Here is a 26,687-nt window from a genome sequence, read left to right on the forward strand (position 1 = left end):
ATGCCTCGTTCTCTCTCTTCCGGCGCTTTGTCAATCTGATCAAAGGGAACAAACTCCGCAGACCCCTTAAACGACAACTGCTTTGTAATCGCCGCCGTCAACGTCGTCTTCCCATGGTCAATGTGTCCTATCGTTCCCACATTTACATGCGGCTTCTTACGCTCAAATTTCTTCTTTCCCATCGTCCTCTCCTTTTTATTCCCTCGTAAGCCGTCCTACCACCGATAATGAGCAAAAGCTTTGTTAGCTTCTGCCATGCGGTGAGTATCTTCACGCTTTTTAACGGCTCCACCTCGATTTTGAGATGCATCTAGAAGTTCCCCTGCAAGCTTAGAGATCATTGTTTTTTCCGATCGTTGTCGTGCATAGGAAATGATCCATTTCATAGCGAGGGAATCGCGGCGTTCAGGGCGAACTTCCACAGGCACTTGATAGGTTGCTCCTCCGACTCTTCGGGATTTTACTTCAACTATTGGGCGCACGCTGTCAAGAGCCTGGTGAAAGACTTCCAGAGGATCCTTGTTTGTCTTCTGGGCGATAAAGTCAAAAGCTCCGTATACTATCCGCTCTGCAACGCTCTTCTTGCCGGACCTCATGACATTGTTGACAAACTTCGCAACCAGTTTGCTGTTGTATTTAGGATCTGGCAAAACATCTCGTTTCTTAACTTCTCTTCGCCTTGGCATTTGTTCTTCCCCGACCCCTAGTATCTGGTCTTTACTTGTTCTTTAGTCTGTTTAAAGCGTCTGCTGTAAAAACTTTGCCCCGTAACACTCAAACCTATTTGGGCTTTTTAGCCCCATATTTGGAACGGCCCTGCTTTCTGTTTGCTACACCGCTTGCATCCAGGGTCCCTCTAATAATGTGATATCTAACACCAGGAAGGTCTTTGACTCGACCTCCTCTTATCAACACGACTGAGTGTTCCTGAAGATTGTGGCCGATCCCGGGAATGTAAGCGGTTACTTCATACCCGTTAGTAAGGCGCACTCTTGCAACTTTACGTAGAGCCGAATTTGGTTTCTTTGGGGTAGTAGTGTATACCCTCACACATACTCCACGTTTCTGTGGAGAACCCTGAAGAGCCGGTGATTTGGATTTACGTTTTACCTTTTCTCGTCCTTTTCTTACCAACTGGCTTATCGTTGGCATATCCTATACCCCTTCTTCGTTGTCTTTTTCTTTTCCCTGCAAAGCCTTGCATCCATACAAGTTTATGGCCAGCTTGTCAATACTTTTGTAACACTCTCATATTGAAACCGCCTATCTATTAATTGCTCTCTCTCTGATTGCTCTATACTTAGGTAACCCCGTGCCAGCCGGGATTAATCTTCCCAGGATAACATTTTCCTTCAGTCCTCTAAGCTTATCTACTCGTCCTGATGATGCAGCGTCCGTAAGAACTTTAGTAGTTTCCTGGAACGATGCGGCAGATATGAAGCTATCGGTGCTAAGAGAAGCCTTTGTAATTCCCAGAAGCAGTGGTTCTGCTTCTGCAGGGGTTTTCCCCTGAGCAATAAGTCTCTCATTTGTTTCTTCGAAGATGTGTCTTTCTACCTGTTCGCCTGGCAAAAAGCCAGAATCGCCAGGATTGGTGATTTTAACTCGTTTGATCATCTGTCGCACAATTACTTCTATGTGTTTATCGTTAATGCGAACACCCTGGAGTCTGTAAACTCGCTGGATTTCGTCAAGCAAATATTTTGCTATCGCCTTTTCTCCTTGAACTCTTAAGATGTCATGAGGATCCGGAGATCCATCCATTAAAGGTTCTCCAGCTCTGACATAGTCGCCCTCATGAACTATGATGTGTTTCCCCTTAGGAATGAGATATTCCCGTGGTTCTCCAACTTCTGGTTCGATAACTATTTTTCTCTTGCCCTTTGTATCTCTTCCAAAGTGAACAATTCCGTCTATTTCAGCTATGATAGCATGTTCTTTTGGTCTTCTAACTTCAAACAGTTCAGCAACTCGTGGGAGACCTCCAGTTATATCCTTGGTTTTAGTAGTTTCTCTTGGGATTTTCGCAAGAACATCACCGGGATAGACTTCATCCCCCTCGTTAACCATAAGGATTGCTCCTACCGGCAGATAATATCTTGCTATGGTTCTTCCCTTTGTATCCTTTATGGATACTCGAGGTCTCAGATCTGTTTCTTTGTATTCGGATACAAACTTACTTGCCTTACCCGTTACAGGGTCTATTTTTTCCTGAAGGGTTTGTCCTTCAATAAGATCACCAAATTTGACTATTCCTTCTTTTTCCGTAAGAATCGGCGTGTTGAACGGATCCCATTCTGCAATGGATGTTTCTGCTTCAACAACATCACCGTCTTTTACCTTTATCCTAGCTCCGTAGATGATACGGTATCGCTCGCGCTCTCGACCCGTGGTTGCACTTTCTATGACTAGTTCCCCATTGCGATTTATCGCAATAAGTTCCCCAGCGCGGTTGACAACAGTATGGAGGTTTATAAACCTTACTATACCAGGATAACGGTTTGAAATAGATGTTTGCTCAACTCGTTTACTTACCGCACCACCGATATGGAAGGTTCTCATGGTGAGCTGAGTTCCTGGTTCCCCGATTGATTGAGCTGCTATAATCCCCACGGCTTCACCGATTTCTACCGGTTTCCCCTGAGCAAGATCTCGACCATAGCATTTAATGCATACACCTCTATGGCTTTTGCAAGTCAGAGGTGATCTTATGGAAACTCTTTCAATACCGGCTTCTTCAATTTTCTTTACGGCTTCTTCATTTATTTCTTCCCCGGACCGTACAAGCACTTCTCCCGTAACAGGATCCACAATATCCTCATGAGCAATTCTACCAAGGATTCTTTCGCTTAGCTGTTGGATGATTTCTCCTGCTTCAAGAAGAGCAGTTTGTTCTATGCCGTCAAGAGAGCCGCAATCTTCTTCTGCGATTACTACATCCTGAGCCACATCAACGAGTCGGCGAGTGAGATAACCGGCGTTTGCTGTTTTGAGAGCAGTGTCGGCAAGTCCCTTTCGAGCACCATGAGTGGAAATGAAGTATTGAAGCACGGTGAGTCCTTCACGGAAGTTTGCCGTAATGGGAGTTTCTATGATTTCACCAGAAGGCTTAGCCATCAATCCTCGCATACCCGCTAGCTGTCTCATCTGTTCTTTACTACCTCGAGCTCCAGAATCAGCCATCATGTAGATCGGGTTGAAAGACTGCATCTCTTCTTCCTGGCCTTCCTTCCCGACAACTTTCTCCATGGCGATTTCTTTCATCATTTCCGCTGAAATATCTTCTGTGGCTTTAGCCCAGGTATCGACTACTTTGTTGTATTTTTCTCCCTCGGTTATAAGTCCTTCACTGTATTGCCGTTCGATTTCTTCGACTTCTTCAAAGGCTTTCTTCAGTATTTCCGGTTTTTTCTTAGGGATGACCATATTTTTGATAGCTATGGAGATACCGCTTTTAGTAGCCATCGCATAACCGAGATCTTTTAAGCGATCTGCTAAGATTACGGTGGCCTTTGTGCCAACTTTGCGGTAGCATTCGTCTATCAACTTTGCTATCGCTTTTTTGGTCATGACCTTGTTTACAAGATCGAAATCTAATGTGGGCGGAAGAATTTCTGAAAGGAGCACTCTGCCAACCGTTGTCTGGACGAACTTTCCATTCATTCGGACCTGAATTCTGGCGTGAAGGTTTACAGATCCTGCATCATAAGCGCGACGAACCTCTTCGGGACTGTAAAACAGTTGCCCTTCACCTAAAGTGAAGGGTTTTTCTCTGGTCATGTAATAAAGTCCGAGCACTATATCTTGAGTGGGTACAATAATCGGATCTCCGTGAGCTGGGCTAAGGATGTTGTTGCTCGACATCATAAGCACCCTGGCTTCAGCCTGAGCTTCCACTGAAAGTGGAACATGAACAGCCATCTGATCGCCGTCGAAATCTGCATTGAAGGCTGTGCAAACGAGCGGATGAAGCTGGATAGCTTTCCCTTCAATGAGAATAGGCTCGAAGGCTTGAATGCCAAGTCGGTGAAGGGTAGGGGCTCGGTTAAGTAACACAGGAAATTCTCTGACCACTTCCTCCAAAGCGTCCCATACTTCGGGGACTTCTTTTTCTACTAGTTTTTTCGCCATCTGAACGCTGGAAACAACCCCTTTTTCTTCAAGTTTACCTAATATAAAGGGCTTGAAGAGTTCCAGAGCCATCCTTTTGGGAAGGCCACACTGATGGAGTCTCAGGTTGGGGCCTATGACGATAACTGTTCGACCTGAGTAATCAACTCTCTTTCCAAGAAGGTTCTGGCGAAAGCGTCCCTGCTTCCCCTTTAGCATATCGCTTAGGGATTTAAGTGGTCGCTTGTTGCTTCCCAGAACTACCTTGCCTCTGCGTCCGTTATCGAAAAGCACATCGGCTGCTTCTTGGAGCATTCTTTTTTCGTTGCGAACGATAATATCGGGCGCTCCGAGTTCCTGCAGTTTCTTCAAGCGGTTGTTTCGGTTGATGAGGCGACGATAGAGGTCATTAAGATCGCTTGTAGCGAAACGTCCTCCGTCAAGAGGAACGAGAGGCCTCAGATCTGGAGGAAGAACGGGGATGACTTCAAGAATCATCCATTCAGGTTTATTTCCAGAGTCTCTAAAAGCGTCGACAATTCGTAGTCTTTTGCCAAGTTTTTTCTTTTTTGCTTCAGAAGAGGTGCTCTCAATTTCTTGGTGGAGTTCCTCGATGATAGCGTCTAAGTCGAGTTCCCGCAAAAGTTCCTGTATGGCTTCTGCTCCAATGCCTGCTCTAAATTCAGGCCCTAATTCTTCTGCCAGTTTTCTGTATTGCTCATCGGTTATAAGATCACCTTTTTTAATTTTTTCAACTCCCGAAGGAGCAGAAAGCACAATATAGGAATCAAAATAGAGCACTCGTTCAAGATCTCTTAGTGATAAATCGAGGAGGTTGCCTATCTTGCTAGGGAGACTTCTCAGAAACCAAATATGAGCCACAGGTGAAGCTAGTTCTATATGCCCCATTCGCTCTCTTCGGACCGTTGACTGGATAACTTCAACTCCACACTTTTCGCAAACAACTCCTCGATGTTTCATCCGTTTGTATTTTCCACAAAGGCATTCCCAGTTTTTGATCGGTCCGAAAATTCGGGCGCAGAAGAGACCATCTTTTTCCGGTTTGAAGGTTCTGTAGTTGATCGTTTCAGGTTTTTTAACCTCCCCAAAAGACCACTGCCGAATAATTTCCGGTGATGCTATGGAAATTTTTACGGCGTTAAAGTTAAAAATGTCTTTTCTGAATGATATGTTACTATAGAGGTCTTTCAAGGCTTTGCCTCCTTTGTTGCTTACTTAATTTCGTTAGGTAGGGGTGCCTTAATGATTCACCCCTACAAATTTTTTTACTTCTTAAATTCTTCATCTTCTTCATCCACTTCATCAAGCGGTCTGAAGTCCAGAGCAAGAGCTTGAAGTTCCTTAGTCATTACCTTGAAGGATTCGGGTATTCCTGCTTCAAGAGTGTTGTCGCCTTTTACGATTTTTGCATACATGCGAGTTCTACCCTGGATATCGTCGGATTTAACAGTAAGGAATTCCTGAAGAGCATAGGCAGCGCCGTAAGCTTCCATTGTCCAGACTTCCATTTCCCCGAGTCTCTGTCCGCCGAACTGAGCCTTTCCACCAAGGGGTTGTTGAGTAACAAGAGAGTAGGGTCCAATGGAACGGGCATGGATTTTATCATCTACAAGGTGATGGAGCTTTAGCATATACATAACACCCACTGTTACAGGATTGTCGAAGGGCTCGCCTGTTCTTCCATCGTAAAGTATTACCTGACCTGATTCGGGAAGTCCCGCTTCTTTTAGAAATTCCTGAATTTCTTCCTCACTTGATCCGTCAAATACCGGGCTAGCTACGGGAAGCCCTCTTACAAGCCTTGGAGCCATTCCCTTCAGTTCTTCATCAGATTTGTTTTTGAGAATCCTGTCGAGTTCCAACTCAGAGTAAATCCTTCTAAGTTTTTGCTCTATGGTTTCCCGTTCTTTGAAGTTTTCGAGAAGCTTGCCGATCTGTTCACCAAGTCCTTTTGCAGCCCAGCCAAGGTGAGTTTCCAGAATTTGCCCAACATTCATACGAGAAGGAACACCAAGAGGATTCAAAACTATGTCCACGGGTGTGCCGTCTTCCAGGTAGGGCATATCTTCTACAGGAAGTATTCTAGATACCACTCCTTTATTGCCGTGGCGGCCTGCCATCTTGTCCCCCACCTGAAGTTTTCTCTTGGTGGCGACGTAAACCTTGACCATTTTGAGGACCCCTGGCGGAAGATCATCACCACTTCGGATTTTTTCTGCCTTCTTTTCAAAAAGTGCTCGAACCTGCTTTATGTGATTCTGGTATGTCTCGTGAATTATTTCAATTTCTTGAGCTAGGGCAGGGGATTCAGCGGGAACTATCTTTGCCCACATAACGGGTGGCATTTCGAGCAGAACATCTTCTGTGATTGGATCACCTTTTTTAATGTAAATATTTTTTCCGTCTCTTAAGGTTGAACCGGAGGTTTTTCCTTCAAGTAGTTTAGCGAGCTTTTTTGCAGCCATTCTTCGGATGATTTCAGATTCATCACGCATGTCTTTCTGTAGTTTTGCGATTTGAGCGTCTTCGATCTTCTGCATGCGCTGGTCTTTTTCTATGCCTCGTCTTGAAAAAACCTGAGCATCAATAACTATCCCTTCCACTCCTGGGGGAACTCGCAGAGAACTGTCCTTAACGTCGCTTGCCTTTTCACCAAAAATGGCTCTTAGAAGTCTTTCTTCGGGAGTAAGTTGAGTTTCCCCTTTGGGTGTTACCTTACCTACGAGTATATCATTTGGCTTGACGTATGCTCCTATTTTGACAATGCCACTTTCATCCAGGTTTTTCAAAAGTTCTTCGCTAACATTAGGAATATCCCTTGTTATTTCTTCTTTTCCAAGCTTTGTGTCCCTGGCAAATACTTCGAATTCTTCAATGTGAATAGATGTAAAAACATCATCCCGGACGATTCTTTCACTAACTAGGATGGAATCTTCAAAATTGTATCCTCCCCAGCTCATGAATGCTACCAGCACGTTCTGCCCAAGGGCAAGTTCTCCATTATCGGTGGAAGGACCATCAGCAATGATTTGTCCTTGCTTGACGGTCATACCCGGTCTTACCAGGGGTTTTTGAGTGAAGCATGTGTTCTGATTAGATCTCTGGAATTTGATGAGATCATAAATATCAACAAAGCTCTCGTCAGGAGCTTCTTCAGTCGCTCGGACAACAATTCGTGTAGCGTCAACATACTCCACTATGCCGTCTCGTTTTGCTATGACAGTAATGCCACTATCGCGAGCAACGATATGTTCTATACCGGTGCCTACGAGAGGTGCCTCGGTTTTAACCAGCGGAACCGCTTGACGTTGCATATTAGATCCCATGAGAGCTCGGTTTGCGTCATCGTGTTCCAGGAATGGGATAAGTGCGGCAGATACACTGACTATCTGGTTTGGAGATACGTCCATGTATTTAACTTCGTCACGAGATACAAGAACATATTCGCCACTTTTTCTTGCCGTGAGCTTTTCATCCAGCAGGTAACCGTTTTCATCAATGGGTGCGTTGGCCTGAGCAATAGGATAATCCTTTTCGTCCATCGCGGTGAGGTAAACAACCTCGTCTGTAACTCGTCCGTTTTCGACTTTTCGATATGGAGTTTCTATAAAGCCGTATTGGTTGACTCGCGCGTAGGTGGACAAAGAAACAATTAGACCTATGTTGGGTCCTTCAGGGGTTTCAATCGGACATATACGGCCATAATGAGTGGGATGGACGTCCCGCACTTCAAAACCTGCTCTTTCTCGCGTGAGTCCTCCTGGGCCGAGAGCGCTAAGGCGTCTTTTGTGTGTAACTTCAGAAAGAGGATTAGTTTGATCCATGAATTGGGAAAGTTGGCTGGTTCCAAAGAACTCCTTAACCACGGCCATCACCGGTTTGGAATTTACGAGATCGTGAGGCATAAGGGTTTCGATCTCCTGGACGATCATTCTTTCCTTGATCGTTCGCTCCATCCGCACAAGTCCAATTCGATATTGATTTTCCAGAAGTTCACCGACAGATCTTACACGGCGGTTACCCAAATTATCGATGTCATCAACAGGTCCTTGAGACTCTTTGAGTTCTATAAGCCGACGGACGGCTTCCAAAATATCTTCTCGACGCAGAGTGCGTTGAGAAAGAGGGATGTTGATGTTAAGCTGAGAATTAATTTTTAACCGACCCACTTCGGAAAGATCGTAAGTGTCAGGATTAAAGAAAAGATTGTTGAAGTATTCTTCTGCTGCTTCGGGGGTATAGGGATTACCAGGTCTCATTCTACGATAAATTTCTGCAATAGCGTCAGTTTTGGATACAACCCCCTTATCCTGCAAAAGGGTGTTTCTGAAAGAAGGGCTTTGCATGTGTAGTATTTCGATCTCGTGAATGCCTCTATTGAGAAATTCTTTAATTGTCTCCGGTTGTATCTCGTCGTTACACTCAGCTATGATCTCCCCCGTGCTAAAATCAATAACATCATGGCTTAACACCGATCCAATGATTTCATCTGTAGCGATGGGGATAGACTTGATCCCAATTTCCAGTAATTTTCTTATGAGCTGTTTACCAAGCTTTCTTCCTTTTTTGGCGATGATCTCACCGGTTTGAGGGTGTTTTATATCATCTGGAGCCTTCATGCCGGCGAGAGTCTCAGGATCGAGCATCTTTTCGGTATTAACTTCATCAATGATTCTTACTCGTTCACTTTTGTAAAAAGTATTAAGTAATTCTTCAACGTTGTAGCCCAAAGCTTTTAGAAGGATTGTTGCGGGGAATCGTTTACGGCGGTCAATTTTAACGTAAAGGATATCTTTGTGATCGAATTCAAAGTCCAACCAGGAACCTCTAAGAGGTATAATTCTGGCGGAATAGAGAATTTTGCCGCTTGAGTGGGTCTTTCCCTTATCGTGGTCAAAGAAAATACCTGGCGACCGCTGTAGCTGGCTTACGATGACCCTTTCGGTTCCATTTATAATAAATGTTCCGTTGTCGGTCATGAGGGGTATTGTACCAAAATATATTTCATTTTCTTTGATGTCTCGAATTTCTCTGGAACCTTTTTCTTTATCAACATCGAATGTAACGAGTCTTACCACGATTTTTAGAGGAGCCTCATAGGTCATGCCACGGGCAAGGCATTCTCGAACGTCGTATTTAACTTCTCCAAAGGAATAAGATACAAATTCAAGACGAGCTGTTTTAGCATAATCTTCTATCGGGAAAACAGATTCGAAGACTTCTTGGAGCCCTTTTTTCTCTCTTTTTTCAGGTGGAACTTCATATTGCAGAAACTGACGATAGCTTTCCTGTTGCATTTCGAGTAGGTAAGGAATTTCTGTTATTTTCTTAATTTTGCCGAAATTTTTTCTTGTTTCGTATCCATAAGTTAAAGCCGTCGCCATGGTTTCTCCTAAGCTACTTTTTTGCATAGGTTTTTACTTCCGTTTATCTCTTAAAATTAACAAAAAGATAAATCGGAAATCGGTTCAGGAAGAAACCGATTTCCGATGCTAAATTCTAAGCTGTATTATCGTTTCTACTTAATTTCGACGGTAGCTCCAGCGTCTTTCAACTTCTTTGCGATGTCCTCGGCTTCCTGCTTCGGGATACCCTCTTTAACGGTAGAGGGCACATTTTCCACTAGATCCTTTGCTTCTTTCAGTCCGAGGTTAGTGATGGCACGGATTTCTTTAATTACCTGGATTTTATTAGCTCCGACAGATGTAAGAACGACGGTAAATTCTGTCTTTTCTTCTTCAGCCGGTGCAGCAGCACCTGGTGCGGCAGCGCCTGCCATTGGCATAGCAGCCATAGCAACTGGTGCAGCCGCTGTTACTCCGAAACGTTCTTCGAGTTCTTTAATAAGCTGGCTGAGTTCCAGAACTGTCATATTTTCGATAAACTGAATAACATCTTCTTTGGTAATTTCTGCCATTTTCTTTTGCCTCCTTCCTTATGCGTCGCCTTGTTGTTCTTCTTTCTTTTGTTTTAGAGCTGCAAGCACTCCAACAAAGTTTCTTGGAATACCACTCAGAGCTGTTACTAAAGCCGTTGGGACTGCTGCCAGGACACCCAGCAGTTGAGCCCGCAATTCCTGCTTTGATGGGAGGTCGGCTAAAGCCATAACCTCTTCAGCAGTAAGAATTTTTCCTCCCAGGGCTCCCCCTTTGATTTTGAGCTTATCATGGGTCTTGGTTATTTTTTTGAGAATTCTAGCAGGAACAGTCGGGTCATCGTATCCAATGGCTATAGCACAAGTGCCCTGAATGAGGGGTTCCAGCACCGATGCTTCTGTTCCACGGCACGCCATTCGCATCAAAGTGTTTTTCACCACTTTGTATTCGATCTTTTCTGCCGCGAGAGCATCTCGGAGCGTCATCATTTCCGCTACTGTAAGCCCTTTGAAGTCTGTGAGCACCGTTGCACTGGCTTTAGACAGCTTCTCGTGCAACTCTTCCAGTATTTTTCCTTTTTCGCTCCTCTTTAGAGTCAAACGCCTCAACCCTCCTTTCTTTTCTTCTGCCGGCGTGCTTTCCGTTCTTACAACAAGGCGTCGATATGCACCCTGCCGAATCGGTAAGCTCCATACGTCTCGGTGGGCTCCGCTTCTAGTGTCCTTGCGGATTTAAACGCCCCAGGTTTCCCAAGGAAGCGTACCAACTGTCTTGGAACGATGAAAGCACCGAACGGCAGCTTGTTTTTGGCACACTATACGTGCGCTCATTCGTATCTGCAAATACTCGCTCACGCTACCATGGTCTTTAGCGAGAGTGGGTCGATTTTGATGCCTGGTCCCATAGTTGTTGATATGGCGATACCTCGTATGTAAGTCCCCTTCGATGTGGCAGGCTTTAGTCTGATGAGAGTATCTATAAAGGCTGCGATATTTTCTAGCAACTTTTCAGGACCAAAGGAAACCTTACCCATAGGAGCATGAACTATACCTGTTTTTTCTACTTTGAAGTCGAGCTTTCCTGCTTTGATTTCTTTAACTACCTTTGCTACATCGAGAGTGACTGTTCCGAGCTTGGCGTTCGGCATCAAGCCTCTAGGGCCAAGAATTTTGCCAATCTTTCCCACTGCACCCATCATATCGGGAGTGGCTACGGCTTTGTCGAATTCCAACCAGCCTTCCTTTTGAATCTTTTCTATGTATTCTTCTGCGCCAGCATAGTCTGCCCCTGCATCGAGCGCTTCTTTAACCTTTTCACCTTTGGCAAATACAAGCACTCGAACTTCCTTTCCAAGTCCGTTTGGAAGGACTACCGTTCCACGAACCATCTGGTCGGCATGACGGGGATCGACTCCAAGCCTTACAGCTATATCCAAAGTTTCGTCAAAGCGCACGTATGAACATTCAATCGCAAGCTTTACCGCTTCTTCAAAGGTGTATTTCTTAAAGGGATCTACCTTCGTGCGCGCATTTAGGTATTTCTTTCCTCGCTTTGCCATTTTTCAATGCCCTTCCTTAATCTGGATTCAATCGACGATTTCCAACCCCATGCTTTTTGCCGTTCCTTCGATAGTCTTTATTGCCTTTTCAAGGTCTCTAGCATTTAGATCAGGAAGTTTTAGCTTTGCAATTTCTTCAATTTGGGATCTCGTAACCGTTCCAACCTTTGCCCGCCCAGGTTCTTGAGATCCCTTTGCTATCTGAGCAGCCTTTTTTAGAAGCACTGAAGCAGGTGGGGTTTTGGTAATAAAGGTAAAAGATTTATCTGAGTAAACGGTAATCACCACAGGGATGATCATTCCTTCCTGTCCCTGGGTTTTTGCGTTGAACGCTTTGCAAAACTCCATAATGTTTACGCCGTGCTGTCCCAAAGCAGGACCAATGGGTGGCGAAGGATTTGCTTGCCCCGCCGGAACCTGAAGTTTAATGTTGGCTATTACTTTTTTTGCCATATATTTCCCCCTATAGGCGAGTTACTTGCTCAAAGGAAAGTTCTACAGGTGTAGGTCGTCCGAAAATGCTCACAAGCACTCGCACTTTACCTTTTTCCGTAAGCACCTCATCCACTATTCCATGGAAGTTAGCAAAAGGACCTTCCTCAACTCGAACCTGATCTCCCTTTTCAAAACTCTGTTTTGGACGTGGCTTCTGAGCCCCTTCGGCCATCTGCTTTTTGATGCGCTCTACTTCTTCTTCCGGAATCGGAACAGGTTTTTCTTTGCTTCCAATAAGTCCGGTTACTTTTGGGGTTGTTCTGACAAGATGCCACGTCTCATCATTAAGAACCATCTGAACAATAATGTAACCAGGATAAAATTTCCTGGATGAAGATTTTCTTTTCCCTTTTACAATCTCAATAACTTTTTCCGTAGGGACGAGAATTTCTCCGAAAAGTTGATCGAGACCGGCAGTTTTTGCCCGCTCCTTTATGGCCACACTCACCTTGTGTTCAAAGCCAGAGTAAGTGTGCACGATATACCATTTTTTTTCTAATTCTCCACCGGCCACTGCTTATCTCCAATTCTATATCGGTGTTACCCTAGAAACCATCGCATGACATGGCTAAATATAGCATCCACTATACCCAGGTATATTCCGAAAATCATAACTACGATAACAACAATGGCTGTCGTCCCTATCGTTTGTTTCCGAGATGGCCATACCACCTTTTTAAGTTCGTAAACTACCTCCCTAAGGTAGCTTCGGAGTGAGTTTACCCAGTTTCCGATTCTGGTTAATATGTTTTCACTTTGCTTTGAAGGTCTTTTCGTCCCCATAAATACTCACTGTGAACTTTTTTCAATTTGTTTAACGACACAAAAGGAGAGAACGAGCTTTCCCGTTCTCTCCGCTTGATTTTTTCTACTTGGTTTCTTTGTGCTCCGTGTGCTTTCTGCACGACGGACAGTATTTTCTAAAAGCCAATTTGTCTGGGGTCGTCTTTTTGTTTTTCGTAGTTGTATAATTCCTACGTTTGCATTCTGAACAGGCTAACGTTATTAAAACTCGCATGGTAATCCACCTTTTTGATGGTTACTGTAAAATTTCCGTAATAACTCCTGCGCCGACGGTGCGGCCTCCTTCACGGATTGCGAAGCGGAGTTCCTTTTCGAGAGCGACCGGGGTAATGAGTTCCACTTCAATGTTTGTGTTATCCCCGGGCATTATCATTTCTACTCCATCGGGGAGTTTGATCGTTCCGGTAACGTCTGTTGTTCTGAAGTAGAATTGAGGTCTGTAGCCCGAGAAGAAAGGCGTATGTCTTCCACCTTCTTCTTTCTTTAGCACGTAAACTTCTGCCTTGAACTTGGTGTGAGGTGTTATGCTTCCCGGCTTTGCTACAACCATTCCTCTTTCTACTTCTTCCTTCTTAATACCTCTAAGGAGTATTCCTATATTGTCTCCTGCTCGTCCTTCATCCAGAATCTTTCTGAACATTTCAATACTTGTGCAAACCGTCTTCTGAGTAGGTCCAAAACCTACTATCTCAACTTCGTCTCCAACTTTTATTATACCTCGTTCTACTCTACCCGTTACTACTGTTCCTCGTCCACTTATGGAGAAGACGTCTTCTATAGGCATGAGAAATGGCTTGTCTACATCTCTTATAGGCTCGGGGATATAGTTATCTATAGCCTCCATAAGTTCAAAGATGCATTTTGCTTCAGGGCTGTTGGGATCGTTAGATTCCAGAGCCTTCAGAGCAGATCCCTTAACTACAGGCACTTCATCCCCGGGAAATCCGTAATTTGTAAGAAGTTCTCTTACTTCAAGTTCTACAAGTTCTATAAGCTCTGGATCATCAACCATATCGACCTTGTTAAGAAACACCACAATGTAGGGAACTCCTACCTGCCTTGCAAGAAGAATGTGTTCTCTAGTCTGTGGCATCGGTCCATCGTCTGCTGCCACCACCAGAATCGCTCCATCCATCTGCGCCGCACCGGTAATCATGTTCTTGATGTAGTCAGCGTGACCTGGGCAGTCCACATGGGCATAATGTCTCTTGTCGGTCTCATACTCCACATGTGCTGTCGCTATCGTAATGCCTCGTTCTCTCTCTTCCGGCGCTTTGTCAATCTGATCAAAGGGAACAAACTCCGCAGACCCCTTAAACGACAATTGCTTTGTAATCGCCGCCGTCAACGTCGTCTTCCCATGGTCAATGTGTCCTATCGTTCCCACATTTACATGCGGCTTCTTACGCTCAAATTTCTTCTTTCCCATCGTCCTCTCCTTCTACCCATTATAATACTCGTTTAACACTGCTAACATCGAGCTTTTTGACTTTTGCTGACCAAGTGAGGCGCTGAAGGACGGATTTGCATTACCACATTATGGGCAAAAAAAATGGAGCCCACGACCGGGCTCGAACCGGTGAACCTCTTCCTTACCAAGGAAGTGCTCTACCTCCTGAGCTACGTGGGCTTACCAACTTTGCTTGGAAGATTCCCCTCCTCTCCCAATCCCTACCTTTCAAAACATCTGCCCATGTAGTTCAGCGACGACGGCCCGCCCAGCGCCATCATCTCCTACATGTTACTTTATGCTTTCTGGTGGAGAGGGGAGGATTCGAACCTCCGAAGGCGCAAGCCAACAGATTTACAGTCTGCTCCCTTTGGCCACTCGGGAACCTCTCCACTATCAGAGCCGATATTCTTTACACACTTTTAAATCAAAATGCAAGTCTTTTTTGCTGGAGCTGGCGGTGGGATTCGAACCCGCAACCTGCTGATTACAAATCAGCTGCTCTTCCGTTGAGCTACGCCAGCCTCAGGTGAGTTTTTAATATCATACAGAGACGGACATAGTCAAGGGCGCCCGAAAGGCTCTTCTTAAAAAAGCGTAAAAAGATAACATTCTAGACCTTTTTGGAAACAGCCTACAGACAGGTTACAGGATCTCGATCAACTATAACTCGAACTTTTCTCCTTAACCTGTCGACTAAATTGCTGTGCCAGACCTTTTCCAGAAATTCCGTAAGGAGCCCACTTTGTTTGGCTTTTAGAAGAATATGCCACCTGTATCGATCTCTCAGCTTAAAAGATGGAGCAGGAGCAGGACCAATTATTACACAGCTTTCTTGATCCACATTCCTGACCGTTTCTCTCATGAAATCGGCAAGACTGTAAACACTATCATAAGCTTTTTGCATGTCGGTTGATTCACAGATGATTCTAGCCATTCTCGCGTAAGGTGGGTATAAAAGTTTTTCCCGAGACTCTAGTTCTTTCTCGCAAAATAGTGAGTAATCACCTTTAGTGGCTGATTCAATAACATAATGGTATGGGTTGTAGGTTTGTATTATAACTCTCCCGATAGAGTCTCGCCGTCCGGATCTTCCCGAAACCTGCAACAGTTGTTGAGCCGTCAATTCTCCTGAGCGAAGGTCCGGAAGTGCTAAAGCTACATCAGCGTTAATAACCCCGGTTAGTGAGAGCATAGGAAAATCGTGCCCCTTGGTAATCATCTGAGTTCCAATAATGATATGCACTTTACCTTGTCTAACTTGATTCAGGACTGAAACCAAATCTTTCATATTTTTTATAACATCCCGGTCTATTCTTGCGATTTGAGCCTGGGGCAGGATTTTCTTGATTTCATTTTCGACCTTTTCTGTTCCAAAGCCTAAATAGAGTAGAACGTTTTTTTCACACATGGGACAGATCTGCAATTTTTCCATTGAGAAACCGCAGTAATGGCATCTGAGATTTTGTTCATCAACATGATAAGTTAGCGGGATACTACATCTCCGACAGGTGGCCACATAACCACAGGATCTACAGAGCACGCAAGGTGAGTAGCCCCGGCGATTCAAAAAAAGAAGCGCCTGTAAACCCTTGGCAAAAGTCTCCTCCAGAGCTTCTCTGAGTCGCTTCGAGAATATCCTTGGAGAGCGTTCACGTCTCATGTCAATCACTTCTATTTCCGGAAGAGGTTGTCCGTGGACTCTTTGAGTGATTGTAAAAAGCCCGTAACGCCCTTCTCTGGCGTTGTGATAGGATTGAAGAGAAGGAGTAGCAGATCCTAGCAGGATAGGAATTTGTAGCATTTGAGCGCGCATAAGAGCCACATCGCGAGCGTTGTAACGCATGCGGTCTTCCTGTTTGTAGGATGGATCGTGTTCTTCATCGACTATTATAAGCCCGCAGTTTTGTATGGGTAAAAAGACGGCGGATCTTGTTCCCAGCGCAACTTTTTTCTTGCCCTTTAGAAGAGCTTCCCACTGAGATAGTCTCACCTGGGGAGAAAGTCCGCTGTGCCACACAGCAAGTAATTCACCGAAACGGTTTCTGAATATGGCTTCGAGTTGGGTAATGAGAGCTATCTCTGGAGCAAGCACAAGCGCTGATTTCCCCATTGCTAAGGCTTTTTCAGCAAGGCGCAGGTAAATCTCCGTTTTTCCACTTCCTGTAACTCCGTAAAGCAAATAGGGTGCGAAAGAACTTTTCGTTAGAGCTATTACGGCTTTTTCAATAATCCTTGCCTGATCTGCAGTAAGTTGTTCGGGCACAGACGTTTCAATTGTCTGGCTAAAGTGCGATTCCAGCACATCTTCATCTGGAACCAATATTACATCGATCCAGCCTTTTTTCTTGGCTTTAACGATAAAACGATTCGAATCTTTCTTGAGATATTCTCGAATTCTGGACAGGGGAAGTCCTGATGGATATCTTGCGAAGAGTTCTTTCAACCCTTCGTCGAAGGCTCTATCCTTTATGTCTTCTGGTGAGCATAAAAGCACGGCTGCTTTTGTTGTTCGTAAAGTTTGGGGCTTTTTAGGGGGTTTTCTGCGAAGTGGCTCGGGAAGTGCCATTAGTAATGTGAGTCCAAGCGGATACAAGTAATATGAGGAAATGCGTCGGCACAGGTTTATCAAGTCTTGAGGTAAAACTGGTTGCGAATCAAGGATTGCTATTATCGGTTTGGTAGTGATACCCGATGGTTCTTCGGCACTTACATCCAGCACCAGTCCAAGCCTGTGATGGCGGCCTATGGGAACAAGAACTCTACAGCCTCGAAGATCCCAATCCGGCTCTTTTCTATCTTCGAGGCTGTAAGTAAGGATGGTTTCTGTTGCATCGAGAAGCTGGACATGGAGAAAGATCATGGTCTGATTTGGTTTTATTGGCTTTTCATCACAACTTTCCTGGCTTCTTCCTGAGTTATAAGAGTTCGATAGTTTTCGGCGGTGGCTTTGAATTTTCCAGCTAGAGCTTTAGGAATAGATTCCATAGGAATGGAATCGGATATTGCCATGAAGTTTACAGGTCGTCCATTGGCATAGAATCTAAAATCCAGGTGAGGTCCTGTGGAAAGACCGGTCGAACCAACATAGCCTATCACTTCGCCTCGTTCTACATATTTACCTACTCTTAGTCCTTTAGCAAACCTGGAAAGATGTCCGTAAGAGCTAGAATATACGCCGTTATGTTTTATTTCCACCAGATTTCCAAATCCTCCTTTCCTACCCATAAAAACTATTTTGCCTGCTCCAATAGCGCTTACAGGTGTTCCAGTAGGTGCGGCATAATCAATACCAAAATGAGGTCTGTAAATTCTCAGAATGGGATGGAATCGACTTTTTGTGAACATGGATGAAATTCTTCTATATTGTAAAGGAGCTTTCAGAAAGGCTCTAGCAAGGGATTTTCCTTCCCCATCATAATATGCCCCTTTCTGACCAGAAGGTTGAAAGAAAAAGGCTTCATAGGTTTCCCCCTGAACAGTTACTTTTGCTGCAAGTATCATCCACTGTTTTGACCCTGCCTTTGTTGGATGTGGTGTTGTTCCCAAAACAACGGAAAAAGTATCGCCTTTACGAATATCAGTTGCAAAGTCTATGTAAGAAGAAAAAATATCTGCAAGATCCAGTATAAGCGAAGGATGAAGCCCGGCTTTCACAGCCGAACTATAAAGATTGTCGCTTATGGATCCGATGATTATCTTGAACGGCTTATTTGGTGAAGAAGTGTTCTCTCGATAAACCTGCTTTTCTTTAGAGAGACCTGCAAGTTTTAATGGAAACGGAGGTATTTCCTGCGAACACGCCTGTGCCTGATAGTTTGTGAAAGTATCCTGGGCTGCAAATAAAGTTGTTGTAGTGTAACTATTCAAGTCGTCCGTATTTTTATTTATAATACCTTCTGCGGTAATGGAACTTAATATGATCGACAAAACAACCCATGATAACCCCCTGAGGGGATGAATATCTTTCATAGCGAAAACTCCTCTTCCAGGAAGGTAGTGATAAGATTAGCCTGCGGTGTCCTATCATTACAAGGCAAGACGAAAAATTGTTTAGAAATACCCATTGATTGCCAGAATAGTTTCCATCTTGTTTATAGCGATAAAGCGAGCCACCCAGAGCTTTTCTATGGTGTAATTTCTCTATTTCGGCTCTGTTCATGATGAAAGAGAGATAGGCTATTTAAATCTTGCTAAAAATTCTTTTGCCCGGTTGAGTATGTCCTGAAAGGCATCTGAGCGGTGAGGGTCGATGTATCCGCAACCACTGTCTGAGACTTTATCGAAGACATAGTGGTTTTCGATATATTCCACAAGTTCCCTTAGTAAAGATATGGCTTCTCTGTTATTGTCCATGAGATTCTTCTCCAGTTTGAGTTTTGCCATTAAGGTTACGGACTCCACTTCCTCCCTATACTAGAAAAGGGGGTAACGATCAACAGATTAAAAGATGTCCTGAATTCCTCTCTGTTGCCAATCAGTTATAAAACATGTTTACCATTTCCCTTAGGCGAACACAATGAAATGCTTTCGAAGTAATGGGAACCTTCTTTGATAATCCGCTTGGATGAAGGGTTTTCAGAGTGGAATTTTTGTTTTGCATTTTAGGGAGCAGAAATTATAAGATTCTGCGATCTTCACAAGCACCTTACAACTAATTAAGGAGATCCATATGATGCTTATTGATACTCATGCTCATCTTGATTTTCCTGAGTTATCTCAGGATCTGGAAGGAGTGTTCCGTAGAGCTCTAGAGCGGTCGGTTGTTCACATTGTAACCGTTGGGATTGACCTTAAAAGCAGTTTTTTCGCCTTGAAGCTTGCTCAGTCTTTTCCAAGAGTTTCTGCTACCGCAGGCGTTCATCCTCACGGAGCTCATGAGCTTTCAGCCCAGGAAAAGGATCAGCTTAGAGATCTTCTTGCCAAGAAAGAAGTGGTGGCTTTGGGAGAGATAGGACTGGATTACTATCGAGATCGTCAGCCAAGAGCGATTCAAAGGCGGTGCTTCCAGGAGCAGTTGGAAATTGCTGTCGAGGTTGGGAAGCCCGTGGTTTTTCATGTTAGGGAAGCTTTTGATGATTTCTTTTCTCTTGTTGAACCTGTGGCACCTAAACTTGCAGGAGGGGTTGTTCACTGTTTTTCAGGCGATTGGGAAATAGCTAAAAGGTGCCTTGATCTCGGTTTTTACATTTCTATTCCAGGCGTGATAACCTACTCTAATGCCTTGATTCTTCGGGATGTAGTAAAGAGGGTGCCTGTAAATAGCATACTTGTTGAAACCGATGCGCCTTTTCTTGCACCGGTTCCCTATCGAGGTAAGCCCAACGAACCATCCTATGTTTTTTATACAGCCATGGAGATAGCAAATATAAAAGGGATGGATTTGGAAAGTCTTGGTGACCAAACGACTCAAAATGCGATAAGGGTTTTTAATATTTCTATCCAGACTTAAAAGGATTAGTGATTAATGGAATTATGGGTTTTAATTCTGGGCTTTTTTGCTGGCGCCTATATGGCGTGGAACATCGGGGCAAATGATGTCGCAAACGGTATGGCATCTCCTGTTGGCGCTAAGGCAATCACTCTAAGGCAGGCTCTTATTATTGGTGCTATCCTTGACTTTTCAGGTGCGGTTCTTCTGGGTGCTCATGTTACTTCCACGATCACCAAAGGCATCATAGACTTGGAGGCTGTATCTTTTGCTCCTCAAGTTCTTATGCTTGGTTTTCTTGCGGCTTTACTTTCGGCAAGTTTTTGGGTCTTTGTTTCCACATGGTGTCAGTATCCTGTCTCGACAACTCACTCTATAGTTGGGGCTCTAATAGGTGTGGGGCTTATGGAGGGCGGTTTAAGAGCTATACACTGGGGAAAGTTAGGGTTTATTGTTATGAGCTGGATTGTATCGCCCGTTTTTGCTGGGGTGGTAGCTTTTCTTATATTTGTTTCTATCAGAAGACTCATTCTTAGAAGTTACGATGTGTTTGATCAGACGGTAAAGTGGAGTCCGTTATTTGGAGGTATTACTTTCTTTGTTGTTTTGGTTTCTATCTTTTTAGGGACTTCCTTTGGAGCCAGGTTTAAGTATGTTGCATCTGTAGGGGTGCTAGTTGCATTAATCGTCGCTATCTCGGTTGGATTTGCAATTCAAATTTGGGCTAAAAGGATGCTCAAAGCCGGCACTAAAACAGGAAATCCCGCTGAGGACGTTTTCCGTAAGCTTCAGATCTTTACTGCCTGTTATGTAGCCTTTGCCCATGGAGCTAACGATGTGGCTAATGCTGTAGGGCCTCTTGCAGCTATTTATGCCATATACAAAACGGGCATGATAACCTCCAAAACTGTAGTTCCCTTCTGGATGCTTGCTATTGGAGGAGGATTCATCGCTTTGGGGGTTTTTATGTGGGGCCACAAAGTGATTGAGACAGTTGGTCATAAGATAACCGAGCTGAACAATACTAGAGGTTACGCCGTAGATTTTGGAACTGCTACTTCAGTGCTTGTTGCATCAAAATTGGGGCTTCCCGTTTCCACCACCCACGCTGCCGTTGGAGCTGTGGTAGGGGTAGGCCTTGCGGGTGGTATGGCTGCTGTAGATCTAGGAGTCGTATGGCGTATTATATCATACTGGGTGGCAACCATCCCCCTTTCAGCCATTCCGGCGATGATCATTTTTAAGCTTCTAAAATTCATCTTTTTGTAGTAAAAGCAAACTTTACGCTATTGTTTAAGAAAGTCGAAACTTAGAAGGAGACGATTTAATGAGGACGGCTTTTTTAAAACTCTTTCGACAATCACCTTTTCCGGGGCTCTTAAAGCATGCAGATATCATTAGGGAAGTCGCACCTGTTTATAAAAATGCCTTTATGTGCTTCCTGGAGGGAGACTTCAAAGAGTTTGAAAATCTTCATAATAAGGTTATCATATTAGAAAATCAGGGTGATGTAATCAAGCGTAATATAAGGGGGCATCTTCCCAGAGGCGTATTACTCCCTATGGATAAGTTTCAGCTTTTTGCCTATCTTAGAGAACAAGACAAGGTGTTGGATTCTGTGCAGAATGTGCTTCACTGGCTGTCCTACAAACAGAGTTGCGTTCCAATTGAACTGGTTGACGACTTTTTGCTGCTCATAGATCGTTCTATTTACTCCCTTAAGGCTATCTATCCTATGGTTTCGGCTTCAGAAAGCTACTTCTCCAATTTTTCTGAAGAAACGAGAGATACAGTAAAAGCCGCCATACGGCAAATAAGGGAATACGAATTTCAGTCGGATCAGGTAGAAAGAAAACTTCTTGCAGACCTTTTTGAATATCCATTTGAAAGGGACATCATGGCTTTTCATCTGATCCGACTTGTTGAACTCGTTGGTGATATTTCCAATCATGCGGAAAATGCTGCCGATATGATGCGGGCAATGATAGCAAGGTAGTTATTTCAGGAGAATGGCAGGGCTTTCTAAACCCAGGATTTTGCCGCCTTCCATTACCTACCCTCCAGAACTGCCTATAGTTGCCAAAAAGGATGAGATAGTTCGGCTAATTTCAGAGCATCGCGTGCTTGTTGTGGCAGGGACGACAGGGTCCGGTAAAAGCACTCAGATTCCCAAGATGTGTCTAGAAGCAGGCAAAGGATTAAGGGGATTTATTGGATGCACTCAACCCCGCCGAATTGCTGCTATAGCTCTGGCAAGGCAGGTAGCAAGAGAACTCGGTCCTGATTGGCGCCACATCGTAGGCTATAAGATACGATTTCAGGATTTCACAACTCCACAAACGGTCATAAAATTTCTAACCGACGGCATGCTTCTTGCCGAAGCTCAACAGGATAAATTTTTCAGCAGCTACGAAGTGATCATGGTCGATGAGGCTCACGAAAGAAGCCTGAACATCGATCTTCTTATTGGAATGCTCAGAAACGTAGTTTCCGAGCGGGACGATCTGACCATTATCATATCTTCCGCAACTATTGACCCTCAAAAATTTGCCGACGCTTTCAGCCAATCCCTTGGAATCGATGTTCCTATAATTGAAATTCCGTCTAAGCTCTACCCAGTTGATGTTGTATATCGTCCATGGGAGCTTGATAGTGATTCAGATGAATGGAATTATGTAGATCAAGCCGTTGATGTGGTAGATGAACTGATAAATATGGAAAAACATCCATTTTTTCGAGGCGACATTCTGGTTTTTATGCCCACAGAACGCGATATACGGGAGACGGTCCAAAGGCTTAGTGAGCGCAATCTTGAAAAAGCTCAAGTTTTCCCGCTTTATGCAAGGCAGGCATCCTGGGAACAGGAAAGAATTTTTGAACCCTCACCCCATCGTAAAATAATAGTTGCTACAAATGTAGCTGAAACATCTCTTACAATTCCCAATATAAGTTTTGTTGTTGATACAGGTCTTGCACGCATATCTCACTACAGTCCAAAAACAGGCATACGATCTCTTCCTATTCTTCCCATATCGCGAGCTAGCGCCGATCAGAGAAAGGGGCGTTGTGGAAGAACCGGTCCCGGAGTCTGCATTAGACTTTATAGCGAAGAGGATTATCTAACCCGCCAGGAGTTTACTCCACCGGAAATTAAGCGATCCAATCTCGCCGAAGTAATCCTGCGTATGCTTGCTTTGGGGTTAGGTGACGTGGAATCTTTTCCTTTCCTTGATCCTCCTCATCGCACCGCCATTAGAGAAGGCTTTCTAGCTCTGCGTCAATTGGGAGCTATCGATGAAAACGTTAATCTTACTCCTACGGGACGCATAATGGCGCGTCTTCCCCTAGATCCCCGTCTTTCTCGCATCCTCATTGAAGCACGTCGTAGAAAGGCTCTTCGGGAAGTGCTCGTAATCGTGGCCGCCCTTAACATCCAGGATCCAAGAAAAAGACCTTTAGGTGAAGAAGCTGTAGCCGACAAAATTCATGAAATCTTTGCCGATCCGCGGTCTGATTTCCTGAGTCTTCTCAACATCTGGAAAGCTTTCCACCGTGAAGCAGAATCGGGGCTGAGTCGATCAAAACAAAAAGAATGGTGTAGAAGGCATTTTCTGTCTTACAGAATTATGCGGGAATGGATCAACGTTTACGAAGAAATCATTGAAACTCTTGAAGAACTGGGTGAGCTTGAACTGAGTGATACTCCAGCCGATTACGAAGCTATACATTGTAGCCTACTTTCGGGATTTCTTGGTTCTTCCGGCGGATTGGTTGCTATGCATGAAGGACGAGGTCGGTATCGTGGAGTGCGAGATAAAGAGATTTTCATCTTTCCGGGATCTTTCGTTAAAAACAACCCGCCGTGGATTATGGCGGCAGAAGTGGTTGAAACAAGCCGTATTTTTGCTCGCTGTGTAGCAGAAATAGACCCGAGCTGGATAGAAGAAGTCGGGCGACATCTGTGCCAGTATTCCTATCGAGATCCACATTGGAATCAGAAGCGGGGAATAGTAACTGCCTTTGAGAAAGTTACCTACCAGGGATTGCCAATAGTGGAGGATCGTCTTGTCTCTTACGGCCGTATAAATCCTGAGGAAGCGCGGAAGATTTTCATTCGAGAGGCGTTGGTTGAAGGGAAACTTGGGAAAACCTATCCTTTTATGATCCATAACGAAAAGATTCTTCAGGAACTTCGTAATACCGAAGAAAGAATTCGCCGACGTGGAGTGGTAGTGGACACAGAGGCTCTTGTGCGGTTTTACGATGCTAGACTTCCCCAAGGAATTTCTGATGCTAGAAGCTTTGACCGTTTTATGAGGTGCTTCTGGAAAACCGAAAGCCACTCTGGAAAAGCAAGTTTTCCTTCCGGGGATGAAAATCTTCGGAGGAAAACTCAGAGTGAGACCAACTCAAGACGTAGAGAAAATACATCTGAGCGCTACCCCATGGATCGATACCTTCGTATGACGAAGGATGATCTGCTTAAGGAAGCTCTTTCTGAAGACATGGAGTATAACTTCCCAGGTCATATAAAAATCTTTGGCACGGAATTTCCTCTTACTTATCGCTTTAGTCCCGGTTCTGACGAGGACGGAATAACCATTACGGTGCCGCTTAGTTCTGTTGATCTTATTGGTAGAGCCTATCGAGAAGGCATTCTCGGCTGGACTGTGCCGGGTTATCTAGATGAGAAGGTTTTACATGTTATCAAAGGACTTCCTAAAGCCATACGTCGGGAGCTTATACCTATTCAGGATACGGTGAAAGAAGTCCTTAGCTACATCCATCGTCCAGAACTTCTTCCTCAGGAAAGCTTCTGGGTCGCCCTTTCCGAGGCTTTAGAAGCTGTTAGAGGATTAAAAATAAGCCCTGGAGAGTTGGCAGGAGTTGAAATTCCTTTTCATCTTTCTTTCAGAATAGAAGTAGTTGACTCTTCGGGAAAAGTGCGAGCAGCAGGGAGAAATGTAGAAGATTTTCTTGAAAAGGCTCCAAGAGACTACCAGGATGATCGATGGGAGGAAGCAAAAAAGCGTTGGGAAAGGACGGGGATCAAAGAATTTTTTGATGAATCTCTTCCGGATCGCATTGAAATTGTTAACGAGCCTTCAATAGGAACGGTTTATGCCTATTTGGGGCTAGTGGATGTAGGAAAGGACGCTGGTGTGGCCGTTAGGCTTTTTAGGTCGCCTACGGAAGCTCAGCGGGAAACGAGTAGAGGACTCCTCAGGCTGTTCGAGGAAGCTATTCGTCCTGTGTTGTCAAAATATGCCTCATCCTGGATCATCCCGCAAAAACTCCATCAGGCAGCGTTTTTTATGGTCTCAAATGGAGGAATGCCCGCCCTTAACGAAAAACTAAGGCAGTTCATTATCGCCGATGTGTTTTCCATACCGGAACTCGTTCCAATTTCGACCGTTGTTTGGGCAAGGGTAGCGGAAAAGGTGGAATTTGTAAGAAAGCATCTATTTACGCTTGGAATGGAAAGGCTTGAAGCTGTGTTGGCTCTTATTGAAAAACGAGAAGCCGTCCGAAGGAAAATCCAGAAATACACTGAGCGAGGACATGGGGTTGTATCAGGCAACCTTCTTAAGGAACGAATGGAAGAAGTGACAAAGGAACTTGATGGACTGGTTCCACCTGATTTTTTGAGCTTTTATCGCTTAGATGACGTAAAAATGGCGTTGGGACTTGTTATGTGTTTAGATGAAAGGGTGGATCGGTGTTATGCATCGCCTGAAAAGGATAAACTGAAAGAAAGCCTTATTGCTCCTCATGTGGAACACTATAATCGCCTGAAAGCATACGTTGCGTCTCATCCGGACGATGAGGACATTAAGGTAATGACTCGCAGGTTCCAGTGGCTTCTTGCTGGACATAAGGCTATGGTTTTTACACCAGAGGCTTTTCAAAGGCGTTTTGGTGCCGGTGTGGCTCGAAATTATTCAGCGAAGGTGTTGGAAGAAGAATGGAAGAAATGCGAGAAGTTAAGACATGGTCTGTAAATAATGTTCAGCATTTGTTCGAGACCATCTCGAGCGTGCTTTATAAAGATCTCTCTTGGGAAACCTTTGGCGAAATTAGCGACTATTTATTGAATCCTCAGGGAAAGGACTGTGAGATTACGGCTGTTTTGTTTTTGATATGCTCGGATCCCAAGAGAAGGAAGAAGATGGAGCTCGAAGGCGTTAACGAAGAGCTTGGGATTATTCTAAATAAGCGGTCTCGTTATGTGGTGCAACCGGGGGATTTGTGTTTTCCTGGTGGGGGCATTAAAAGGCCGCTGGATAATATAATTGCTCGGTTTCTTATGGTTTTTCACGACAGTTTGTCAAAGTATCCCCTGAAAATAAGAAAAGCTATTTCCCTACTCGCTGTAACTGCTCTAAGGGAAGCCTGGGAGGAAATTCGACTTAATCCATTCAAGGTAAAGGTATGTGGAGTATTATCCCCATACCGACTTGTTATGTTCCGAAAGGTAATAGTGCCGGTTGTTGGAGTGATTAGCGCATCTTCGGTAATGATGATGGAAAATTCCTATGAGGTAGAGAAGATTTTGTGGATACCCTTTTCGGAACTTTTAGATCCATCGAGGTATGCTCGTTATCGTCTTTACAACTATCCCAAACGTTTGGATGCCGGAGTGAATATTCACTACCAGGATTTTCTTTGTTTTATACACCAGGACGGGGTGGCTACGGAAATTTTATGGGGGGCGACCTTCCGTATGGTTATGGATTTTATCGGGAAGTTTTTTGATTTTCTTCCTCCCCCTGCTGAGGAACTTCCTGTTGTGCCGGGCATATTGAGTGACGCCTATTTGGGCAGGAGAAGGTAGGAAAGAGTATGCTGGGATCTGGGGATTGTAATGAAGCAATTTGGTAACAAGTTTTTAACCTTATTTATAAACAAGTTGACTTTTTGGTGACAAAATTTTATGAAATT

The 26,687-nt window shown here is 44.3% G+C and carries 21 protein-coding genes and 3 tRNA genes; 5 read left to right on the forward strand and 19 right to left on the reverse strand.

Annotated elements, in window-relative coordinates; all coding sequences use genetic code 11:
• The 19 genes from WHS38_03050 to WHS38_03140 all read right to left on the reverse strand — a co-directional run.
• On the reverse strand, window positions 1-182 hold a 182-nt coding region (locus WHS38_03050; GenBank protein MEJ5299947.1), incomplete at its 3' end, for a GTP-binding protein.
• A gap of 33 nt (window positions 183-215) precedes the next feature.
• Window positions 216-686: a 30S ribosomal protein S7 gene (rpsG, locus tag WHS38_03055; GenBank protein ID MEJ5299948.1), complete on the reverse strand. Its 471-nt coding sequence runs from the start codon at window positions 684-686 to the stop codon at window positions 216-218.
• 94 nt (window positions 687-780) lie between these two features.
• Window positions 781-1,152, reverse strand: coding sequence for a 30S ribosomal protein S12 (rpsL, locus tag WHS38_03060; protein MEJ5299949.1), 372 nt, complete (start codon window positions 1,150-1,152; stop codon window positions 781-783).
• Between the two features lie 111 nt (window positions 1,153-1,263).
• The gene (gene rpoC / locus WHS38_03065) at window positions 1,264-5,322 is read right to left on the reverse strand and encodes a DNA-directed RNA polymerase subunit beta' (protein MEJ5299950.1); all 4,059 of its coding nucleotides are present in this window, start codon (window positions 5,320-5,322) and stop codon (window positions 1,264-1,266) included.
• A 74-nt stretch (window positions 5,323-5,396) separates the two neighbouring features.
• On the reverse strand, window positions 5,397-9,515 hold the full coding sequence (gene rpoB / locus WHS38_03070) for a DNA-directed RNA polymerase subunit beta (GenBank protein ID MEJ5299951.1): 4,119 nt from the start codon (window positions 9,513-9,515) through the stop codon (window positions 5,397-5,399).
• Window positions 9,516-9,649: 134 nt separating this feature from the next.
• On the reverse strand, window positions 9,650-10,048 hold the full coding sequence (gene rplL, locus WHS38_03075) for a 50S ribosomal protein L7/L12 (protein MEJ5299952.1): 399 nt from the start codon (window positions 10,046-10,048) through the stop codon (window positions 9,650-9,652).
• Between the two features lie 18 nt (window positions 10,049-10,066).
• Window positions 10,067-10,606, reverse strand: a complete 540-nt coding sequence (gene rplJ / locus WHS38_03080) for a 50S ribosomal protein L10 (protein ID MEJ5299953.1) — start codon at window positions 10,604-10,606, stop codon at window positions 10,067-10,069.
• A 251-nt stretch (window positions 10,607-10,857) separates the two neighbouring features.
• Complete coding sequence (gene rplA, locus WHS38_03085) at window positions 10,858-11,565, reverse strand: 50S ribosomal protein L1 (protein ID MEJ5299954.1); 708 nt, start codon at window positions 11,563-11,565, stop codon at window positions 10,858-10,860.
• Between the two features lie 27 nt (window positions 11,566-11,592).
• Window positions 11,593-12,018, reverse strand: a complete 426-nt coding sequence (rplK, locus tag WHS38_03090; protein MEJ5299955.1) for a 50S ribosomal protein L11 — start codon at window positions 12,016-12,018, stop codon at window positions 11,593-11,595.
• Window positions 12,019-12,028: 10 nt separating this feature from the next.
• Window positions 12,029-12,574 (reverse strand): transcription termination/antitermination protein NusG, encoded by a 546-nt coding sequence (gene nusG / locus WHS38_03095; protein MEJ5299956.1) that lies wholly within the window; start codon window positions 12,572-12,574, stop codon window positions 12,029-12,031.
• Window positions 12,575-12,600: 26 nt separating this feature from the next.
• Window positions 12,601-12,843, reverse strand: a complete 243-nt coding sequence (gene secE, locus WHS38_03100) for a preprotein translocase subunit SecE (protein ID MEJ5299957.1) — start codon at window positions 12,841-12,843, stop codon at window positions 12,601-12,603.
• Window positions 12,844-12,928: 85 nt separating this feature from the next.
• The gene (gene rpmG / locus WHS38_03105; protein MEJ5299958.1) at window positions 12,929-13,078 is read right to left on the reverse strand and encodes a 50S ribosomal protein L33; all 150 of its coding nucleotides are present in this window, start codon (window positions 13,076-13,078) and stop codon (window positions 12,929-12,931) included.
• A 21-nt stretch (window positions 13,079-13,099) separates the two neighbouring features.
• A complete protein-coding gene (gene tuf, locus WHS38_03110) occupies window positions 13,100-14,293 on the reverse strand; it encodes an elongation factor Tu (protein MEJ5299959.1) in 1,194 nt (397 codons plus the stop codon).
• Between the two features lie 124 nt (window positions 14,294-14,417).
• Window positions 14,418-14,494: transfer RNA gene (locus tag WHS38_03115), tRNA-Thr, on the reverse strand.
• 126 nt (window positions 14,495-14,620) lie between these two features.
• Window positions 14,621-14,706 (reverse strand) — tRNA-Tyr (locus tag WHS38_03120).
• Between the two features lie 57 nt (window positions 14,707-14,763).
• Window positions 14,764-14,838 (reverse strand) — tRNA-Thr (locus WHS38_03125).
• A 110-nt stretch (window positions 14,839-14,948) separates the two neighbouring features.
• Window positions 14,949-17,177: a primosomal protein N' gene (gene priA, locus WHS38_03130; GenBank protein MEJ5299960.1), complete on the reverse strand. Its 2,229-nt coding sequence runs from the start codon at window positions 17,175-17,177 to the stop codon at window positions 14,949-14,951.
• A gap of 14 nt (window positions 17,178-17,191) precedes the next feature.
• Entirely contained in the window at window positions 17,192-18,286 is a 1,095-nt protein-coding gene (locus tag WHS38_03135; protein ID MEJ5299961.1) for a peptidoglycan DD-metalloendopeptidase family protein, read from the reverse strand.
• Window positions 18,287-18,493: 207 nt separating this feature from the next.
• The gene (locus WHS38_03140; protein MEJ5299962.1) at window positions 18,494-18,700 is read right to left on the reverse strand and encodes a hypothetical protein; all 207 of its coding nucleotides are present in this window, start codon (window positions 18,698-18,700) and stop codon (window positions 18,494-18,496) included.
• A 286-nt stretch (window positions 18,701-18,986) separates the two neighbouring features.
• On the opposite strand from WHS38_03140, the gene WHS38_03145 reads away from it, so the two are divergent.
• From WHS38_03145 to WHS38_03165, 5 genes are read left to right on the forward strand one after another with little or no spacing between them, the layout of a single operon-like run.
• Entirely contained in the window at window positions 18,987-19,766 is a 780-nt protein-coding gene (locus WHS38_03145; GenBank protein MEJ5299963.1) for a TatD family hydrolase, read from the forward strand.
• Between the two features lie 15 nt (window positions 19,767-19,781).
• The gene (locus WHS38_03150) at window positions 19,782-21,014 is read left to right on the forward strand and encodes an inorganic phosphate transporter (protein MEJ5299964.1); all 1,233 of its coding nucleotides are present in this window, start codon (window positions 19,782-19,784) and stop codon (window positions 21,012-21,014) included.
• Window positions 21,015-21,072: 58 nt separating this feature from the next.
• Entirely contained in the window at window positions 21,073-21,741 is a 669-nt protein-coding gene (locus WHS38_03155; protein ID MEJ5299965.1) for a TIGR00153 family protein, read from the forward strand.
• Window positions 21,742-21,754: 13 nt separating this feature from the next.
• Window positions 21,755-25,747 carry an ATP-dependent RNA helicase HrpA gene (gene hrpA / locus WHS38_03160; GenBank protein ID MEJ5299966.1) on the forward strand — a complete coding sequence of 1,331 codons (3,993 nt, stop codon included), beginning with the start codon at window positions 21,755-21,757 and terminating at the stop codon, window positions 25,745-25,747.
• Entirely contained in the window at window positions 25,711-26,580 is an 870-nt protein-coding gene (locus WHS38_03165; protein ID MEJ5299967.1) for a CoA pyrophosphatase, read from the forward strand. Before hrpA ends, WHS38_03165 begins: the two co-directional genes overlap by 37 nt.
• Window positions 26,581-26,687: the final 107 nt, after the last annotated feature.

The organism is Thermodesulforhabdaceae bacterium (assembly GCA_037482015.1).
Taxonomy (GTDB): Bacteria; Desulfobacterota; Syntrophobacteria; order Syntrophobacterales; family Thermodesulforhabdaceae; genus JAOACS01.

Coding starts and splice junctions, on each gene's coding strand:
- rpsG (MEJ5299948.1), bottom strand. CDS start 686: ATGCCAAGGCGAAGAGAAGTTAAGAAACGAGATGTTTTGCCAGATCCT.
- rpsL (MEJ5299949.1), bottom strand. CDS start 1,152: ATGCCAACGATAAGCCAGTTGGTAAGAAAAGGACGAGAAAAGGTAAAA.
- rpoB (MEJ5299951.1), bottom strand. CDS start 9,515: ATGGCGACGGCTTTAACTTATGGATACGAAACAAGAAAAAATTTCGGC.
- rplL (MEJ5299952.1), bottom strand. CDS start 10,048: ATGGCAGAAATTACCAAAGAAGATGTTATTCAGTTTATCGAAAATATG.
- rplA (MEJ5299954.1), bottom strand. CDS start 11,565: ATGGCAAAGCGAGGAAAGAAATACCTAAATGCGCGCACGAAGGTAGAT.
- rplK (MEJ5299955.1), bottom strand. CDS start 12,018: ATGGCAAAAAAAGTAATAGCCAACATTAAACTTCAGGTTCCGGCGGGG.
- secE (MEJ5299957.1), bottom strand. CDS start 12,843: ATGGGGACGAAAAGACCTTCAAAGCAAAGTGAAAACATATTAACCAGA.
- rpmG (MEJ5299958.1), bottom strand. CDS start 13,078: ATGCGAGTTTTAATAACGTTAGCCTGTTCAGAATGCAAACGTAGGAAT.
- tuf (MEJ5299959.1), bottom strand. CDS start 14,293: ATGGGAAAGAAGAAATTTGAGCGTAAGAAGCCGCATGTAAATGTGGGA.
- priA (MEJ5299960.1), bottom strand. CDS start 17,177: ATGATCTTTCTCCATGTCCAGCTTCTCGATGCAACAGAAACCATCCTT.
- WHS38_03135 (MEJ5299961.1), bottom strand. CDS start 18,286: ATGAAAGATATTCATCCCCTCAGGGGGTTATCATGGGTTGTTTTGTCG.
- WHS38_03140 (MEJ5299962.1), bottom strand. CDS start 18,700: ATGGCAAAACTCAAACTGGAGAAGAATCTCATGGACAATAACAGAGAA.
- WHS38_03145 (MEJ5299963.1), top strand. CDS start 18,987: ATGATGCTTATTGATACTCATGCTCATCTTGATTTTCCTGAGTTATCT.
- WHS38_03150 (MEJ5299964.1), top strand. CDS start 19,782: ATGGAATTATGGGTTTTAATTCTGGGCTTTTTTGCTGGCGCCTATATG.
- WHS38_03155 (MEJ5299965.1), top strand. CDS start 21,073: ATGAGGACGGCTTTTTTAAAACTCTTTCGACAATCACCTTTTCCGGGG.
- hrpA (MEJ5299966.1), top strand. CDS start 21,755: ATGGCAGGGCTTTCTAAACCCAGGATTTTGCCGCCTTCCATTACCTAC.
- WHS38_03165 (MEJ5299967.1), top strand. CDS start 25,711: ATGGAAGAAATGCGAGAAGTTAAGACATGGTCTGTAAATAATGTTCAG.